Raw genomic sequence first — 16,023 nt, forward strand, 5'->3', positions numbered from 1 at the left:
TTACCCCGGGGTGTGGGGGGTTCCCCCTTCTTATCCCTCGGGTTACCCCACAACGCCGTCGGATATCCCCTCGTATGCGGGGCCTCCGGTCTTGCTTGGTCGGGGCCGGCCGGTGGGACGGACCGTGCGGTGCACGCCACGTGCGGTGCACGCCACGTGCGCCACGTGCGGTGCACGCCACGTGCGCCACGTGCGGTGCGTGCGGTGCACGCCACCCGCGTGCGGTGGTGGATTGCGCGGGCGGGGCGGGCGGAGTGCGTGGGCGGGGTGCGTGGGCGGGGTGGTTTGAGGGTCGGGAAGGGGACAGCCGCCGGCCCGGGGTGGGACGGCGGCTGTGGGGTGGGGTTACTTGAGGTTTTCGACTACGTAGTCGATGGATTGGGTGAGTTTTTCGACGTCTTCGGGGGCTACCGCGGGGAACATGGCTACGCGAAGTTGGTTGCGGCCGAGTTTGCGGTAGGGCTCGGTGTCGACGATGCCGTTGGCGCGGAGCGTCTTGGCGACCGCGGTGGCGTCGATCGAGTCGTCGAGGTCGATGGTGCCGACGACGAGCGAGCGGGCGTCGGGGTCGGTGACGTACGGCGTGGCGTACTCGGACTTCTCGGCCCACGTGTACAGGCGGGTGCTGGAGTCCGTCGTACGGGCGACGCTCCATGCCAGCCCGCCCTGGTTGTTGATCCAGTCGGTCTGCTCCGCCATCAGGAACAGTGTGGCGAGCGACGGCGTGTTGTATGTCTGGTTCTTGCTGGAGTTGTCGACCGCCGTCGCCAGGTCCAGGAACGCCGGGATCCACCGGCCGGACGCTCCGATCTCCTCGACCCGCGCGAGCGCGGCCGGGCTCATCAGTGCGATCCACAGGCCGCCGTCGGACGCGAAGCCCTTCTGGGGTGCGAAGTAGTAGACGTCGGCCTCGTTCAGGTCGACGGGCAGGCCTGCCGCGCCCGAGGTCGCGTCGATCGCGACCAGCGCACCCTCGTCGGCGCCCTCGACTCGCTTGACCGGCGCCATCACGCCGGTGGAGGTCTCGTTGTGCGGCCACGCGTACAGGTCGACGCCGGCCTCCGCCACCGCGACCGAACGCGTGCCGGGCTCGGCCTTCACGATCGACGGGTCGCCGAGGTGCGGTGCCAGCTGCGAGGCCTTCGCGAACTTCGAGGAGAACTCACCGAAGCTCAGGTGCTGGCTCTTCTCCCGGATCAGCCCGAACGTCGCGACGTCCCAGAACGCGGTCGAGCCGCCGTTGCCGAGCACGACCTGGTACCCGTCGGGCAGTTGGAAGAGCTCGGCGACACCTTCCTGAACCCGCTTCACGAGGTTCTTCACCGGCGCCTGCCGGTGGGAGGTGCCGAGCAGCTTCGCGCCCTCGGTCGCCAGCGCGGCGACGGCTTCCGGACGAACCTTCGACGGCCCGGCCCCGAAGCGTCCGTCCGCGGGCTTGAGCTCTTCAGGAATCTGAATTTCGCTGGTCACCAGCGTGTCCCCTTCGTCGTCTGCAACAAGAAGGCCGACGACGCTGTCAGCGCGATCCATCTTCGCACATCCCACCCGACCCCCCATCCGGGGTCCACTTTGTGCACCGGATCCGTACGGCGGGACGCTCGGCGTACGGATCCGGTGCACAAAGTCGCCACAAAGACGCCACAACGATGCCCGAGGGGGCGGCGCCGTGGCAGCGGTGGGGCGGCTACTCGTGCTTGCGGGTGGTTCGCTCGGTGCCGGTGAGGAGGGCTACCGGGCCGTCGGGGGTGTCGGTCCACTCGCCGCAGGCGCCGCCGCCTTCGGCTACCTCGAGGGTGAGCTCGGTGCCGTCCATCCGCAGCGCCGGGTGGTAGTACTGCGCGACCCGCTCGGCCTCGCCCTCGATGTAGTGACCGATGAGCGCCCGCCGGAAGTGGTCGGTCGTGATGTTCGGGTTGCTGCCGTGGACCAGTGCGCCATGGAAGAACAGCACGTCACCAGGCTCCATCTCGACGCGTACGGCGGTGCCGGCCGACGGGAGCGGGACCGTGACATCGGTGAAGCTGACCGTGGTGTCGGCCTTCTCGGTGCACAGGATCGGCCAGCGGTGCGACCCGGGGACGACCTCCAGGCACCCGTTCGCCTCGTCGACCCGGTCGAGCGCCATCCACGCCGCGACGCACGTCCCGGGATCGGCCTTCAGATAGAAGTTGTCCTGGTGCAGCGCCTGCCCGCGGGAGCCCGGCGGCTTGAAGTAGAGCATCGTCTGCACCGCGTACGGCGACCTGCCGAGCAGTGCCGTCATCACCCGATCGATGCGCGGGTCGGTCATCCACTCCAGCGACACGTCGTCCCACCGGTGCATCTGCGCCAAGCGCGGGTACCGCTTGAGCGGGTCCCGGTCGGTCGACGCGTGTCCCGCGAACACGTGTGCCTGCGGCCCGCTGCGCCGTACGTCCATGTAGTGGTCCCGCAGCCGCTCGGCCTCGTCCGTGGAGAACAGCCCCCGCACCAACGTGTACCCGGTGCGCTCGAACTCTTCCTGGTGTACGTCGACAACGTTGGATGAAACGCTCATGCACGGCTCCCGCGAATCTGCCCTAGTCTTCCGGTGAACCCCATTTTCCTGCTGACAAGCCGAACAGGACCACGGACGATTCGCGCGAGGACTTGAACTTTTGTTGCACCGACTCCGGATCGAGCGGATGTCCGCGCCGACCTTCTGGCGCTGCGAGCCCAGCTGGTCGTGGACATCGCCCGTGCTAAAGGATCACCTACTCTGGTGCGTCGTCGACGGTCGCGGCGCCCTCGAGCTCGACGGCAGCCGTCAGGAACTGAGCCCCGGCGTCTGCGCGGTCTTCCAACCCGGCGACGCCCCACGAGCCACCCATGACCCGCACCGCCGGCTCCTGGTCTTCGGCATGCACTTCGTCACCGCCACCTCCGCCGCCCCGGATCCGCGCTGGGGCGAGGTGCTCGACCGCGAGCTGCTCGGCGTCCTCGCGCGGACCAGCGACGCGTCGTACCGCCGCGGTGACGCGCTCGGCCGGCATCAGGCCGAACTGTGCCTCGAGCAACTGGTCGCGCTGATCTGGGACGCCGTCCACCATCCGGGTCGCAGCGTCATCGACACGGCGGTCGACGACATCGCCAGGCAGCTCCGGCAGGACCCGGGCCGGGACTGGACCGTCGCGGAGATGGCGCGCGGCGCGTTGCTCAGCAGGGCGCAATTCACCCGCCGCTTCGTCGCGCAGTTCGGGATGTCACCCGCGCAGTACCTGATCCAGGCGCGGATCGACCGCGCGCATCAGCTGCTCACCGAGAGCGGCATGACCGTCACCGAAACGGCCGCCGCCCTCGGCTACACGGATGTCCCGTACTTCAGCCGCCAGTACAAACAACGAACCGGTCGCACGCCAAGCCAGGATCGCTAAGCCCAGTTGGGGTCCCAGCCCTCGATCGCGTCCGCAGGGCGCGAGGCCGGGCCGGAATAGATGGCGGACGGGCGGATCAGGCGGCCGGTGCGTTTCTGTTCCAGGACGTGGGCGCTCCAGCCGGCGGTCCGTGCGCAGGTGAACATCGACGTGAACATCGGCGGCGGCACCTCCGCGAAGTCCAGGACGATCGCCGCCCAGAACTCCACGTTCGTCTCCAGCACGCGATCCGGACGCCGCTCCCGCAGCTCCGCCAGCGCGGCCTGCTCCAGCGCCTCGGCGACCTCGTAGCGCGGTGCGGCCAGTTCACGCGCCGTACGACGAAGTACTCGAGCGCGCGGGTCCTCGGCCCGGTACACCCGGTGCCCGAAGCCCATCAGCCGATCGCCCGCGTCCAGCAGACCTTTCACGTACGAGCGTGCGTCACCGCTGCGCTCGACACCCTCGATCATCGTCAGCACCCGCGCCGGCGCGCCGCCGTGCAGCGGGCCGGACATCGCACCGACCGCACCGGACAGCGCGGCGGCGACGTCCGCCCCGGTCGATGCGATCACCCGCGCGGTGAACGTCGACGCGTTCATGCCGTGCTCGGCCGCGGACGTCCAGTACGCGTCGACCGCCCGTACGTGCTTCGGGTCGGGCTCGCCGCGCCAGCGGATCATGAACCGCTCGGTGATCGTGGTCGCCTTGTCCACCTCGCGTTGCGGCACCATCGGCTGCCCGATCCCGCGCGCCGCCTGCGCGACGTACGACAGCGCCATCACGGCCGCCCGGGACAGATCCTCACGCGCCTGCACGTCGTCGATGTCGTACAGCGGCCGCAGACCCCAGGCGGGTGCGAGCATCGCCAGCGCGGACTGTACGTCGACGCGCACGTCGCCGGTGTGCACGGGCAGCGGGAACGGCTCGGCGGGCGGCAGACCCGGCGTGAACGCGCCGTCGACGAGCAGGCCCCACACGTTCTCGAACGGCACGCGGCCGACCAGGTCCTCGATGTCCACGCCGCGGTAGCGGAGCGCCGAACCTTCCTTGTCCGGCTCGGCGATCTGCGTGTCGAACGCGACCACACCCTCCAGCCCGTGCTGCACCTCGGTCCTCGGATCAGACATGCGACTCCCTCGTCCTCGTATCAGGACGCAGGCCCACCAGGAAGAGCCCGCGCCTGGGCGCTCAGGCAGCATAGTTCTCCGCGCCGACGCTCGGACAGTTTTGTGACCGGTTCGGAGGGTCCGGGGGTGGACCGTACCGAGGTCTAGTCTCGGTTCATGACAAAGCCCCTCCCCGCCCTCGGGCTCGTGATCGGCGTCATCGCCACGTACGTCGCCTTGACTACGGCGCCGTACGCGACCAACCACTTGACGCAGCGCCTGCTGATGTTCCGCGACGACCTGGGCGATTCGCTGCCCTGGCTCGCGCTGTTGGTTGTGATCGCCGTCGTGCTCGGCCTGCTGATGACGGCGCCGGCCATCGGCGCGGGAGTAACGACCGGGTCCGGGTTGACGCTGACCCTGGTCGGGCTGGCCATGATGCTGCTGCCGGTGCGGCAGACGTTGGACGTCATGAAGCTCTTCCAGTTTCCGGGGTCGCGCACTGGCCCGGGATACCTGCTGATGGACGGGTCCGTCATCCTGTTGGGCATACCGCTGCTGCTGGTCGGTATCCGGCGCTGGAGCCAGGAGTCCAAGCTGGCCAGGCTTCCGAGGCCACCGGGGCTGGCGCAGGACAGCAGCGGCTACCAGTCCACCTACCCGCAGCAGACCCAGCAGTGGGGCGGCTACCCAGGCCAGCAGCCGTACCAACCACCGCAACCGCACCAGCCGCAGCCGCAACGGCACCAGCCGCAGGGCCAGCAGCAGCACCCTGGTCAGCCGCCGCAGTACCCGGGCCAGCAGCCGCGATAGCTTTCCCAGCAGAGCACGCGTCAGGCTCTGCACGCACGGTTCCCGCTGCGACGCATATTGTTGCCGATGGCTACCGTCGGCAGCGGACGGTCACCCGAATCGAGATGACCGGTGTGTGGTCGACGGACAATGCGGACACCGCAGAGGAAACAGTAGGCTCGATGCGTGGACCTTGCGGAGATGCGGCGTACGTACGGGCTCGGTGAGCTGCTGGAGAGCCAGGTGGCTCCTGACCCGGTCGTGCAGTTCCAGACCTGGCTGGAGCAGGCGCGGGAGGTCGGTCTGGCCGAACCCAACGCCATGGTGCTCGCGACCGCCGACGCCGACAGGCGCCCGTCAGCGCGGACTGTGCTGCTGAAGCGGGTGGACGAGCGCGGGTTCGTCTTCTACACCAACCAGCAGTCCCGCAAGGCCGACGACCTGGCCGCAAACCCGCAGTGCGCCCTCGTGTTCCCGTGGCACGCGATGGAGCGACAGGTCCGCATCGAAGGTACCGTCACCAAGCTGCCCAGCGACGAGGTCGACGAGTACTTCGCGAGCCGCCCACGCGAGTCACAGCTCGGTGCGTGGGCGTCCCAGCAGAGCCAGCCGGTGGCGTCCCGTGAGGAGCTCGACCTGCAGTACGAGTCGTACGAGCGGCAGTGGCCGGAGGGCACCGAGATCTCCACGCCATACTTCTGGGGCGGCTACCTGGTGGCCCCGGAGGCGTTCGAGTTCTGGCAGGGCCGCACCGGCCGTCTGCACGACCGCTTGGCCTACCGCCGGACCAGCTCCGGCGGTGACTGGGAGCTGTCGCGGCTCCAGCCCTGAGACTCTTCTCGGAAGCCGTGCGACTTCCACCAGCGCGCCAGCGGCGCCGGTGCCCACCAGTTCGCCCGGCCGAGTAGCCGCATCGTCGCGGGCACCAGCAACGCCCGCACGATCGTCGCGTCCAGTGCGATCGCGATCACCAGCCCGACCCCGATCATCTTCACGAACACGATGCCTGATGTGGAGAACGCGGCCACCACGATGATCAGCAGCAGGGCCGCGCTGGTGATGATGCCGCCGGTCCGCTGCAGTCCGAGCGCGACCGCCTGGGTGTTGTCGCCCGTCTTGTCGTACTCCTCCCGGATCCGGCTGAGCAGGAACACCTCGTAGTCCATCGACAGCCCGAACAGTACGGCGAACAGCAGTACCGGGTTGGTCGCGTCGAGGAACCCGGCCGGTGTGAAGTCGAGGAACCCGGACAGATGCCCGTCCTGGAAGATCCACACCATCGCGCCGAACGCCGCCGAGAGCGACAGCACGTTCATGACCAATGCCTTCAAAGGCAGCACGAACGAGCCGAAGGCAACGAACAGCAGCAGGAACGTCACCACCACGATGAATCCGGCCATGTACGGCGCCCGCTCCTTGAGCACCTCGAGCAGGTCGATGACCCCCGCCGTCTCACCACCGACCTGTACGTCGGTCCCGGACGGCGCCGGCACCGCGCGCACTCCGTGCACGACGTCCCGCGCCGGCAACTCCTGCCCGGTGAAGCGAGTGTGTACGACGACCGAGGCGACGCCGTGCGCATACCCACCGATCCGCACGTCCTCCACGTCCCGCACCTGCTGCAATTCAGCCATGTACGGCGCCAACGCCGCAGATGGATCGCCCGGGGCAGCGTCGAACCGCACCGCCGCGTAGATGTCCGACCCACCGGCTCCCGGGAAGTCGCGCTGCAGTGTCTCGGTCACCGTCCGCGAGGTAGCGCCGGCCGGCAACGATCGATGGTCGACCCCACCCAACTGCGCTGAAAGGAAGGGGATTCCCAGCACGAGCAGGACCGGCACGAGCACGACGACGTACCGGACCGGGCGCTTCATCACGCTGTGCGCCAGCCGGTACCAGGCGCCATGCTCAGAAGCCGAACGCCGGGGCTTGAAGATCCGCAGGCTGTTCACCCGGTGCCCGAGGACCGCGAGCAACGCCGGTAGCGCGGTCAGCGCCGCGATCATCGCGATCGCCACCGCGGCGGCACCGCCGTACGCCATCGACTTCAGGAACATCACCGGGAACAGGACCAGACTGCTGATCGCCACCCCGACCGTCACGCCGGAGAACGCGACCGTCCGCCCGGCCGTTGCCATGGTCGCGGTCAGCGCCGTCTCGACATCGTTGCCGCGAGCAAGCTCTTCGCGGAACCGGGTGACGATGAACAGCGCGTAGTCGATGGCCAGTCCGAGACCGATCATCGTGACGATGTTGACCGAGAAGATCGACACGTCGGTGATCGCCGACAGGCCGCGGAGCAGCACGAACGCGCCGAGGATCGCCAGCGCACCGACGAACAGCGGCAGCGACGCGGCGACCAGACCGCCGAACACGACCACCAGCAGCACCAGCACGATCGGCGTCGAGATCGTCTCGGCCTTCACGATGTCGTGCTCGGTCTGCGTGTTCACCTCGTCGAACACCGCGACCTCGCCGCCGACCTTGGTCTCCAGACCAGCGGGTCCCGATCGCACCTGCGAGGCGATCTTGTGGAACGTCTCGAGCCGGGCCTCCGGATCTGCGCCGGCCAGCGTGAGTACGGCGTACGTGCTGTGCTGGTCCTTCGAGACGAAGACCGGCGACTTGGTGCTCCAGTACGTCGACACCGCGGTCACGTCGACGGTCGGCAACTCGGCCAGGTCGCGCTCGACCGACTGCCGGAACACCGGATCGGCCACGGTGCCGGACGGGTTGCGGTAGAGCACGATCACGTCGGTGCCGGTGCGGCCGACGTTCTGCTCGATGGTCTTGACGGCGTTCGCGGCCTCGGTGTCCGGCGCGTCGAAGCCGCCGTTGGCCAGCGAGCCGAACACGCCGGTGCCCCAGGCGAGGCCGAGGACGACGAAGACACCGGTCAGGGCGAGCACCAGACGGCGCCGGCGATAGGCGAAACGGCCGAGCGTCTCGAACACGAAACTGTCCCCCAGGGCGTTAGATTGGAGCAGCGGGCGTAGAGTGAACAGCGTTAACTGTTAACACTGTAAACGCGCCCCCTGAGGTGCTGTCAAGGAGGACGTACAGGTTGGGTGAGTCCGGACGCGACCGGCGCCGTGCGGCGACGGTCGCCGAGATCAAGGCGGCGGCCCGCCGGCTGCTGGTGAGCGGCGGCCCGGCGGCGATCGGGTTGCGCGCGGTCGCCCGCGAACTCGGGCTGACCCCGCCGGCGCTGTACCGGTACTTCCCGAGCCACGAGGCGCTCATCAGCGCGCTGATCGCGGACCTGTACGACGAGCTGACCACCGCGCTGATATCGCTGAAGGGGTCCGAGGAGGCCATCGACCTCGGTACGAAGCTCTACCTGCTGGCGAACGGGTTCCGGGACTGGGGGCTGGCGCATCCCGCGGAGTTCGCGCTGCTGTTCGGGACGGCCGTGCCGAGCCCGGACGCCGACGACCACGAGGAGACTCCGGGGCACCAGGCCGCGATGCGGTTCGGGAGCCTGTTCAAGGCGCTGGTCGCGGCGATCTGGTACCAGAAGCCGTTCCCGTACCCGTCCGACGACGTGCTCGGCCCGACCCTGATCGAGCAGCTGACGCAGGAGTCCGAGCATTTCAACGGCATGCCGCCGGGCGCGATCTACCTCGGTCTGACCTACTGGACCAGGCTCTACGGCCTGATCTGCATGGAGGTCTTCGGCCAGCTGCACTGGGTGCTGCCGGACGCCGCGGCGTACTTCGAGGCGCAGCTCTTCGAGATCGGCGAGGCGCTCGGCCTCGACTGTCCACCGCCCCAATAAAGAAGCCCGCGGGCGCTTCCAGGGACACGACCGGGTGGCCGAACGCTGGGTCAGGCGGACTGACCTGACTGCCCGCGGGCCCGGTGGCGGCGTTGAATTGGCCGACCACTTGCCCACTAACTAGTGGTTGGCGGTTAGCCCGCCGCCACCTCACGAGTCCGATAGCAATTCATGCGTTGGACCACCTCCCTTCGCGTGTACTGCGAACTTACTGCCAGCCGCTGCACCCTTCAACAGGATTTCGCTCCGGGATGAACCACAATCGGACCCATGATCAGACTCGGACTGCCGGCGATCGTGCTGTTGATCGGAACCGCCTGGTTCGCGTGGGCGTCGTACCGCCGGGCCGTGAACGCGGAGCAGGCGCTGACCGAGCTGAACGCCGAACACCGGGCGCTGATGCAGGAGGTCAGGGCACTGGAGCGGGCGGTCGTGGCTGCGGAGCAGGGGCTACGTACGCTCAGCTCGCATCCGTCGGTGCCGCGGGACATCGCGGTCACCGCCGACCTGACCCTCGCCGACATCCGGCGACTGGCGAAAGATCACAAGGAGCTCGACGACTGATGGCAAAGCTGGGGAACGCCGCTGCGGCGATCAAGCCCAAGGGGGGCGGCAGCGTGAAGGTGAAGGTGATCGGCGGGCTGATCGTGGCCGTGATCGCGCTGATCATCCTGTTCAACATCTTCAACTTCGCGAACACCGACGCGAACCGGATCGGTCTGCACTACGGCGGCGGCGTGATCGAGGACAAGAAGTTCAAGTCGGTGGTTCCGCCCGGCTCCACGAACAAGCTGATCGGCCCGGGCGACACGTTGTACACGTACCCGATCGACCAGCGCTCGTACATCATCGGCGGTGACGGCGCCGACACGGATGCCGCCGACGAGGTCACCGTGGTCAGCAAGGACAACGTCCGGCTCGGCGTCCGCGTCCAGGTCTACTTCACGCTGAACCGCAACAAGGACGTACTGAAGTCGTTCCACGAGCGGATCGGCCTGAAGACCGAGGCATACGAGGAGAGCGGCTGGAACGACATGCTGCAGAGCTACTTCCGCCCGCAGATCGACCGGGCGCTGTCCGCGGTCGCGACCAACTACGGCTGGGCGGAGCTCTACAACAACGAGAAGATGAAGTCGGCGTTCCAGTCCGCGGCGGCCAAGGAGTTCACCCGGCTGCTGCCGGCCGCGGTCGGCGGCGACTACTTCTGCGGCCCGGGCTACAACGGCAGCAACGACTGCGGTGAGCTGTCCTTCACGGTCCAGAAGCCGATGCCGCTGGACAAGGGCATCATCGACGGCCTGGAGGCCAAGCAGCGCGCCGAGCTGGCCAAGGCCACGCAGGAGCAGAAGAACCAGCAGGTGAACGTCGAGCTGCAGTCGGTGAAGCAGCAGGTCGCGATGCTCGGGGCGCAGGGCTACCTGCTGAAGACCGCGATCGAGTCGGGCAAGATCCAGTTCATGGTGATCCCGCAGAACGGCAACGTCAGCATCCCGGTGCCGACCACGACCAACCAGCAGCCCACCACCCAGCCAACGCGATAGTCGGATGAGTGCGCTGCCGTCCCACCTCGAGCTTGTGCACGGCGTTGTCCTGCCCAAGCCGGTCGGCGCGCATCCGGTGCTCGACTTCGTCAACACCCGGTCCGAGTGGACCACCCGTGGCCCCGCCCGGACCGAGTGGCTGACGTCGTACGACGCCTTCCTGATCTGGAACTCGTACGTCGGCCTGTTGCCGCCCGCGACCGTGTTCCGGCTGATCGAGCTGGTCGGGAGCAGGCCGACCGAGGTGGGACGGCGGCTCCAGGCCACACTCGATTTCCGCTTCGAGTTGTACGACGTACTCACCGGGCAGGCGACCGATCACACGTTCGCGGTGGCGGCCCGGCTGATCGAGAAGGCCTCCGGGCGACGGCGGCTCGTGCGCTCGGAGGACGGGCCGAGGTGGGAGCTGCCGGAGGATCTGGCGCTTCCGCTGCAGAACCTGGCGCTGCTAGCGGGTGAGCTGCTGACCGGCGCGTCCCGCGAGCACGTCCGGACCTGCCCGTCGTGCGGCTGGCTGTTCCTGGACCCGCGCGGCCGCCGCCGCTGGTGCTCCATGTCCACCTGCGGCAACCGCGCCAAAGTCCGCGCCCACGCCGCGCGGACCGCTACGCAGGCATAACCCGCCTCGGGACCGGGTTTCGGGGTCGATTGAGGGGGTTCTGCCTGCGTGCAGGACCAAGCGCTAGTTGAAGGCGGCTGGGTCGACGGTGATCCAGGTGTGTTTTGCGCCGGGGCAGTCGAGCGCCGCCCACAGGAACACCTCGTCGACCAGGCCGCCGGGCGCGAGGTCCGCGGCGGGCGTCCAGGTGCACGCCGTACGGCCGGCACTGCCTCTGCCACCACGGCGTCACCGTCGGTCAACCGGCCCGCGTCGAGTGCGAGGTCCTTCTCCAGCGGCGGCGGCGTCCGCAGCGTCACCTTCGGCACCGCCTCCGGCCCGAGGTCTGCTGCCAGCGCGGTCCCGACCAGACCGGCGACGTACCCGCCGTTGCCCGACCGCTCCGGCCCGCGAAAACGCCGCTCGACCCGCACGAAACTCATGGCCCAGGACCCTCATGCACTAACGGGAATCACTCGTTTGTGTACGGGCCGTGGTGGAGGTGTGAAGGAAGAGGGTGCTGGGAAGGAAAGGGTTTCAGAGAAATCTGAGGATTTCTCGGAACAAGTGAGCTGAGCCCTCCAGTTCAAACGACCGTTTGAACTATGCTGACTGCAGACTACTGCGCGTGAGCAGGTGGGGTGCCTGTGCGAGCGGTAGCTGGGGGGAAGGAGAACTCTGTGGAAACACCGGTCGAAACGACCCGGGAGAGGTTGCTCAACGTCGCCGAGCAACGGTTCGGTGAAGGGGGTTACGAGGGAACGTCGCTGCGCGCCATCACCGTCGCGGCAGCGGCGAACATCGCGGCGGTCAACTATCACTTCGGCTCGAAGGAAGCCCTGCTGCGCGCTGCCGTGGGGCGGGCGATGGCGCCGGTCAACACCGAACGGCGGCGCCGGCTGGACCAGTTGGAGGCTGGTGCGCCGCCGACGCCGGAGGCCCTGATCCGGGCCTTCGTCGAGCCTGGACTGGAACTGGTGCTGCGCCGCGGCGAGCGTGGCGCCGTGATCGCACGGTTCATCGGCCGGATCGCGTTCGATCCGAGCCGGCGGATCCGTGAGCTGTACGCGGTCGAGTCGCAGCCGATCGAGAGCAGGTACCTGGCGGCGCTGCAGCAGGCGTTGCCGAAGGCGTCACCGGACGCGGTCGCGTTCGGGTACGTGAACATGCTCGGCCTGCTGGCGCTTCATCAGTCGCAGGCACTGTCCCCGACGCCGGGTGCCGCCGGCGCGACGGACACCGGGGACCCGAGCGAGCTGGCCGAGAATCTGGTCGCCTTCCTGGTGGCCGCGTTCGACCACGGCCTGCGTTCCTGACACCTGGAAACCGTGGATTCCCTGCCCACGGTTACCAGTCAGATCCGAACGCGTCCTAGGACCAGATTGCGCACTGGTCGGTGTGAGTTTGTCCGGATTCTGCTCATGGATGTTCGGACTGCCAGGTAACGCTGCATAATGGCGCTCCGTGGACCCCTGTGAAGTCGTGGTTGCCGTCGACCTCGGTGGAACCCGGATGAAGTGCGGCCTGGTCGCCGCCGACGGTGCCGTGCTGCACCGCGAGACCAGGCCGACGCCCCGGGCCGACGCACGAGACGGTGGCCGTGCCGTGCTCGACGCCCTGCTGGAGACCGTCGTCGAGCTCGGCCAGAAGGCGACCGCGGAGGGTCATCGCGTGCGCGCCATCGGTGTCGTCGTCCCCGGCGTCATCGACGCCGAACACGGCACGGTCGGCGCCGAGAACCTCGAATGGACCGGTACGCCGGTGCTCGCCGAGCTGAAGGCGGCGGTCGGCGGCGAGGAGCCGATCGTGCTCGCGCACGACGTCCGCGCCGGCGGGTACGCCGAACTGCGGCACGGTGCGCTGGCCGGCACCACGAACTCGATGTTCCTCCCGCTCGGCACCGGGATCGCGGCCGCGATGATCGTCGACGGCTCGCTGGTCAGCGGCGACGGGTACGCCGGTGAGCTCGGCCACTCCAAGTTCATCCACGGCGACGCCGCCGAACTCTGCGCCTGCGGTCAGTGGGGCTGCCTCGAGACGGTCGCGTCCGCGGCCGCGCTCGCCAGGCGGTACGCCGCCCGCACCGGACGGACCGTCGACGGCGCCCGCGAGGTGATGGAACTGCTCGCAGCCGGGGACCCGGACGCTGCGCACGTCTGGCACGACGCGCTGGCTGCCCTGATTGACGCACTGGTGCTCTACACGACCCTGGTCGCCCCGACCCGGATCGCGATCGGCGGCGGTCTGGTGGGCGCCGGCGAGACACTGCTCCAGCCGCTGCGCGAGGGTGTGCACGCGCGACTGACGTTCCAGCGGGAACCTGAGATCGTGGCAGCAGTGCTCGGCGAGGAAGCAGGCATGCTCGGCGCCGCCCAAATGGCCTGGGACCGCGCCGACGAGGAGGAACTGTGAGCACGTACCGCGTAGGCCGGATCGTGACGCCGGACGACGTGCTGGAGAGTGCCTGGATCCAGGTGGAGGGTGAGGACATCCGCGCGTTCGGGCGGCGGTCCGAGGGGATGCCGGCCGACGGCAAGCGGCCCGAGGACCTCGGTGACGTGACAGTCGTGCCGGGGTTCGTCGACATCCACACGCACGGCGGCGGCGGGTCGACGTACTCGACCACCGATCCGGAGGAGGCGCGGAAGGTCGCGGCCTTCCACGGCAAGCACGGTACGACGACGACGCTGGCCAGCCTGGTGACGGCGCCGCTCGACGAGCTGGTCGCGCAGACGGCGTGCCTGGCGGAGTTGATCGCCGACGGCGTCATCGCGGGCGTGCATCTCGAAGGACCGTTCCTGTCCAAGGCGCGCTGCGGTGCGCACGAGCCGTCGCTGCTGCGGCCGCCGCTCAAGGACGATGTCGCGAAGGTGCTGAGCGACGCGGTCAAGATGGTGACGATCGCGCCCGAGCTCGAGAACGGGCTGGAAGCGATCCGCCAGGTCGTCGACGTAGGCGCGGTCGCGGCGCTCGGGCACACGGACGCGACGTACGAGCAGATGGTTGCGGGAGCCGACGCCGGCGCGACCGTGGCGACGCACCTGTTCAACGGGATGCGGCCGTTCCACCACCGCGACCCCGGCCCGGTCGGCGCCGCACTGAACGACGAGCGGCTGCTGCTCGAGGTGATCAACGACGGCATGCACCTGGACCCGCAGGTGGTCCGGGTCGCCCTCGCGGCGGCCGGGGTGAACCGGATCGCACTGATCACCGACGCGATGGAGGCGACCGGGATGGGCAACGGCCGCTACAAGATCGGCAGCCTCGAGGTCGACGTCAAGGACGGTCTCGCGACGCTCGCCCACGGCTCCCACTCGATCGCCGGCAGCACGCTGACCATGGACGTCGCGTTCGCGAACGCGGTACGGGCCGGGGTCTCGCTGGTCGACGCGTCCCGGATGGCGTCGACGACGCCGGCACAGACGTTCGGCTGGTACGACGTGGGCTCGATCGAGACCGGGAAGCGTGCGGACCTGGTGCTGCTCGACGACTCGTACGCCGTTCAGAAAGTGATGCGGGCCGGGTCGTGGCTGGACTGATCGGGACCGTCACGCTGAACCTCGCGCTGGACGTCACGTACGAGGTCGACTCGTTGGTCGTCGGCGGGAGCCACCGGGTCGAGCGCGTGCGGCGCCGCGCAGGCGGCAAGGGCGTGAACGTCGCACGGGTCGCGGCGACGCTCGGGCACCAGGTGCTGGTGCTCGGATTCGTCGGCGGAGTCACCGGTGAGCTGGTCGCGGAGGAGCTGTTCGACGCCGGGTTGACCGCGCTGCTCACCCCGATCGTTGGTGAGACCCGCCGTACCGTTGCCATCGTCAACGATGCCGACGGGGACGCCACGATCTTCAACGAGGCCGGGCCGACGGTGACCGCGGACGAGTGGCGCGCATTCGGCGACCGGATGCCGTGGGGACGGCTCGGAGTGCTCGCATGCTCGGGCAGTCTGCCGCCGGGACTGCCGGCCGACGCGTACGCCGAGCTCGCGGTCCGCGCCCGGCATCACGACGTACTGACGGTGATCGATGCGGGCGGTGACGCACTGAATGCCGCTGCGCGGGCCGGTGCGGTTGTGCGCGCGAACGCTGCCGAATTGCGTGCTGCCGTTGGCGACGTGGAGGTCGAGGAAGGCGCGTCGGAGCTGGTCGCGCTCGGTGCGACCGCGGCCGTGATCACCGACGGTCCACGCGGAATGGTTGCCGCTAGCAAGAAAGGCGTCTGGCGGGCGTTGCCGGTCGAGACCGTGCGCGGCAATCCGACCGGTGCGGGCGACGCGTGTACGGCGGTGGTCGCCGCGGCGATCGCGGAATCGCCGGAGCCGGACTGGTCCGTCGTACTCAAGTCTGCTGTTGCCGCATCTGCTGCCGCCGTACTGACGCCCGTTGCCGGAGACATCGATCTGGCCGCGTACCGCCGCTGGCAGCCTCAAGTGATTGTGAATTAGGAGGAATCATGCCGTTGGTATCCGGTGCCGAGGTCGTGCTGGCCGCGGCCAAGGCCGGTCGTGGAGTCGGCGCGTTCAACGTGATCCAGCTGGAGCACGCGACCGCGCTGATCGCGGGGGCCGAGCAGGTCGGTGCGCCGGTGATCCTCCAGATCAGCGAGAACGCGGTGAAGTACCACGGCGCGCTCAAGCCGATCGGGGTCGCGACACTCGCCGCCGCGGCCGCCGCCACGGTGCCGGTCGTCGTACACCTGGACCACGCGATGGACCGTGACCTGGTCACCGAGGCCGTCACGCTCGGGTTCACGTCGGTGATGTACGACGCGTCCAAGCTCGAGTACGCCGACAACGTCGCGGCGACCACCGAGGTGACATACTTCTGCCACGAACACG

16 protein-coding genes are annotated in these 16,023 nt (G+C 68.8%); 12 read left to right on the forward strand and 4 right to left on the reverse strand.

Translation table 11 applies throughout. The features are described 5' to 3' along the window. Window positions 1-345: 345 nt before the first annotated feature. Window positions 346-1,470, reverse strand: coding sequence for a phosphoserine transaminase (serC, locus tag ACWF0M_RS36270; protein ID WP_452240305.1), 1,125 nt, complete (start codon window positions 1,468-1,470; stop codon window positions 346-348). Window positions 1,471-1,684: 214 nt separating this feature from the next. After that, complete coding sequence (locus ACWF0M_RS36275; RefSeq protein ID WP_452240290.1) at window positions 1,685-2,536, reverse strand: phytanoyl-CoA dioxygenase family protein; 852 nt, start codon at window positions 2,534-2,536, stop codon at window positions 1,685-1,687. Window positions 2,537-2,717: 181 nt separating this feature from the next. Here ACWF0M_RS36275 and ACWF0M_RS36280 point away from each other — a divergent pair, with 181 nt between their 5' ends. Continuing rightward, on the forward strand, window positions 2,718-3,392 hold the full coding sequence (locus ACWF0M_RS36280; protein WP_452240291.1) for a helix-turn-helix domain-containing protein: 675 nt from the start codon (window positions 2,718-2,720) through the stop codon (window positions 3,390-3,392). Here ACWF0M_RS36280 and ACWF0M_RS36285 read toward each other — a convergent pair. Beyond that, the gene (locus tag ACWF0M_RS36285) at window positions 3,389-4,501 is read right to left on the reverse strand and encodes a citrate synthase 2 (protein ID WP_452240292.1); all 1,113 of its coding nucleotides are present in this window, start codon (window positions 4,499-4,501) and stop codon (window positions 3,389-3,391) included. The genes ACWF0M_RS36280 and ACWF0M_RS36285 overlap by 4 nt on opposite strands. A 156-nt stretch (window positions 4,502-4,657) precedes the next feature. On the opposite strand from ACWF0M_RS36285, the gene ACWF0M_RS36290 reads away from it, so the two are divergent. Both ACWF0M_RS36290 and pdxH read left to right on the forward strand, forming a co-directional pair. Then, window positions 4,658-5,293: a hypothetical protein gene (locus ACWF0M_RS36290; RefSeq protein ID WP_452240293.1), complete on the forward strand. Its 636-nt coding sequence runs from the start codon at window positions 4,658-4,660 to the stop codon at window positions 5,291-5,293. A 165-nt stretch (window positions 5,294-5,458) separates the two neighbouring features. Beyond that, window positions 5,459-6,103 carry a pyridoxamine 5'-phosphate oxidase gene (gene pdxH, locus ACWF0M_RS36295; protein ID WP_452240294.1) on the forward strand — a complete coding sequence of 215 codons (645 nt, stop codon included), beginning with the start codon at window positions 5,459-5,461 and terminating at the stop codon, window positions 6,101-6,103. Here pdxH and ACWF0M_RS36300 read toward each other — a convergent pair. Beyond that, the gene (locus ACWF0M_RS36300; protein ID WP_452240295.1) at window positions 6,049-8,226 is read right to left on the reverse strand and encodes an MMPL family transporter; all 2,178 of its coding nucleotides are present in this window, start codon (window positions 8,224-8,226) and stop codon (window positions 6,049-6,051) included. The two genes, pdxH and ACWF0M_RS36300, sit on opposite strands and share 55 nt — an antisense overlap. Before the next feature lie 110 nt (window positions 8,227-8,336). Between ACWF0M_RS36300 and ACWF0M_RS36305 the strand changes: the two genes are divergently transcribed. The 9 genes from ACWF0M_RS36305 to ACWF0M_RS36345 form a co-directional block, all read left to right on the forward strand. Further along, the gene (locus ACWF0M_RS36305; RefSeq protein ID WP_452240296.1) at window positions 8,337-9,050 is read left to right on the forward strand and encodes a TetR/AcrR family transcriptional regulator; all 714 of its coding nucleotides are present in this window, start codon (window positions 8,337-8,339) and stop codon (window positions 9,048-9,050) included. A gap of 270 nt (window positions 9,051-9,320) precedes the next feature. Continuing rightward, window positions 9,321-9,614 carry a hypothetical protein gene (locus ACWF0M_RS36310; protein WP_452240297.1) on the forward strand — a complete coding sequence of 98 codons (294 nt, stop codon included), beginning with the start codon at window positions 9,321-9,323 and terminating at the stop codon, window positions 9,612-9,614. After that, complete coding sequence (locus tag ACWF0M_RS36315) at window positions 9,614-10,591, forward strand: SPFH domain-containing protein (RefSeq protein WP_452240298.1); 978 nt, start codon at window positions 9,614-9,616, stop codon at window positions 10,589-10,591. Before ACWF0M_RS36310 ends, ACWF0M_RS36315 begins: the two co-directional genes overlap by 1 nt. Before the next feature lie 4 nt (window positions 10,592-10,595). Then, window positions 10,596-11,210: a CGNR zinc finger domain-containing protein gene (locus tag ACWF0M_RS36320; RefSeq protein WP_452240299.1), complete on the forward strand. Its 615-nt coding sequence runs from the start codon at window positions 10,596-10,598 to the stop codon at window positions 11,208-11,210. Window positions 11,211-11,869: 659 nt separating this feature from the next. Then, the gene (locus tag ACWF0M_RS36325; RefSeq protein ID WP_452240300.1) at window positions 11,870-12,505 is read left to right on the forward strand and encodes a TetR/AcrR family transcriptional regulator; all 636 of its coding nucleotides are present in this window, start codon (window positions 11,870-11,872) and stop codon (window positions 12,503-12,505) included. Window positions 12,506-12,653: 148 nt separating this feature from the next. Beyond that, entirely contained in the window at window positions 12,654-13,601 is a 948-nt protein-coding gene (locus ACWF0M_RS36330) for an ROK family protein (protein ID WP_452240301.1), read from the forward strand. Then, window positions 13,598-14,728 (forward strand): N-acetylglucosamine-6-phosphate deacetylase, encoded by a 1,131-nt coding sequence (nagA, locus tag ACWF0M_RS36335; protein WP_452240302.1) that lies wholly within the window; start codon window positions 13,598-13,600, stop codon window positions 14,726-14,728. The genes ACWF0M_RS36330 and nagA overlap by 4 nt, the downstream gene beginning before the upstream one ends. Continuing rightward, window positions 14,716-15,630, forward strand: a complete 915-nt coding sequence (locus ACWF0M_RS36340) for a 1-phosphofructokinase family hexose kinase (protein ID WP_452240303.1) — start codon at window positions 14,716-14,718, stop codon at window positions 15,628-15,630. Before nagA ends, ACWF0M_RS36340 begins: the two co-directional genes overlap by 13 nt. Window positions 15,631-15,638: 8 nt before the next feature. Further along, on the forward strand, window positions 15,639-16,023 hold a 385-nt coding region (locus ACWF0M_RS36345), incomplete at its 3' end, for a class II fructose-bisphosphate aldolase (protein WP_452240304.1).

This window comes from Kribbella sp. NPDC055110, assembly GCF_053607525.1.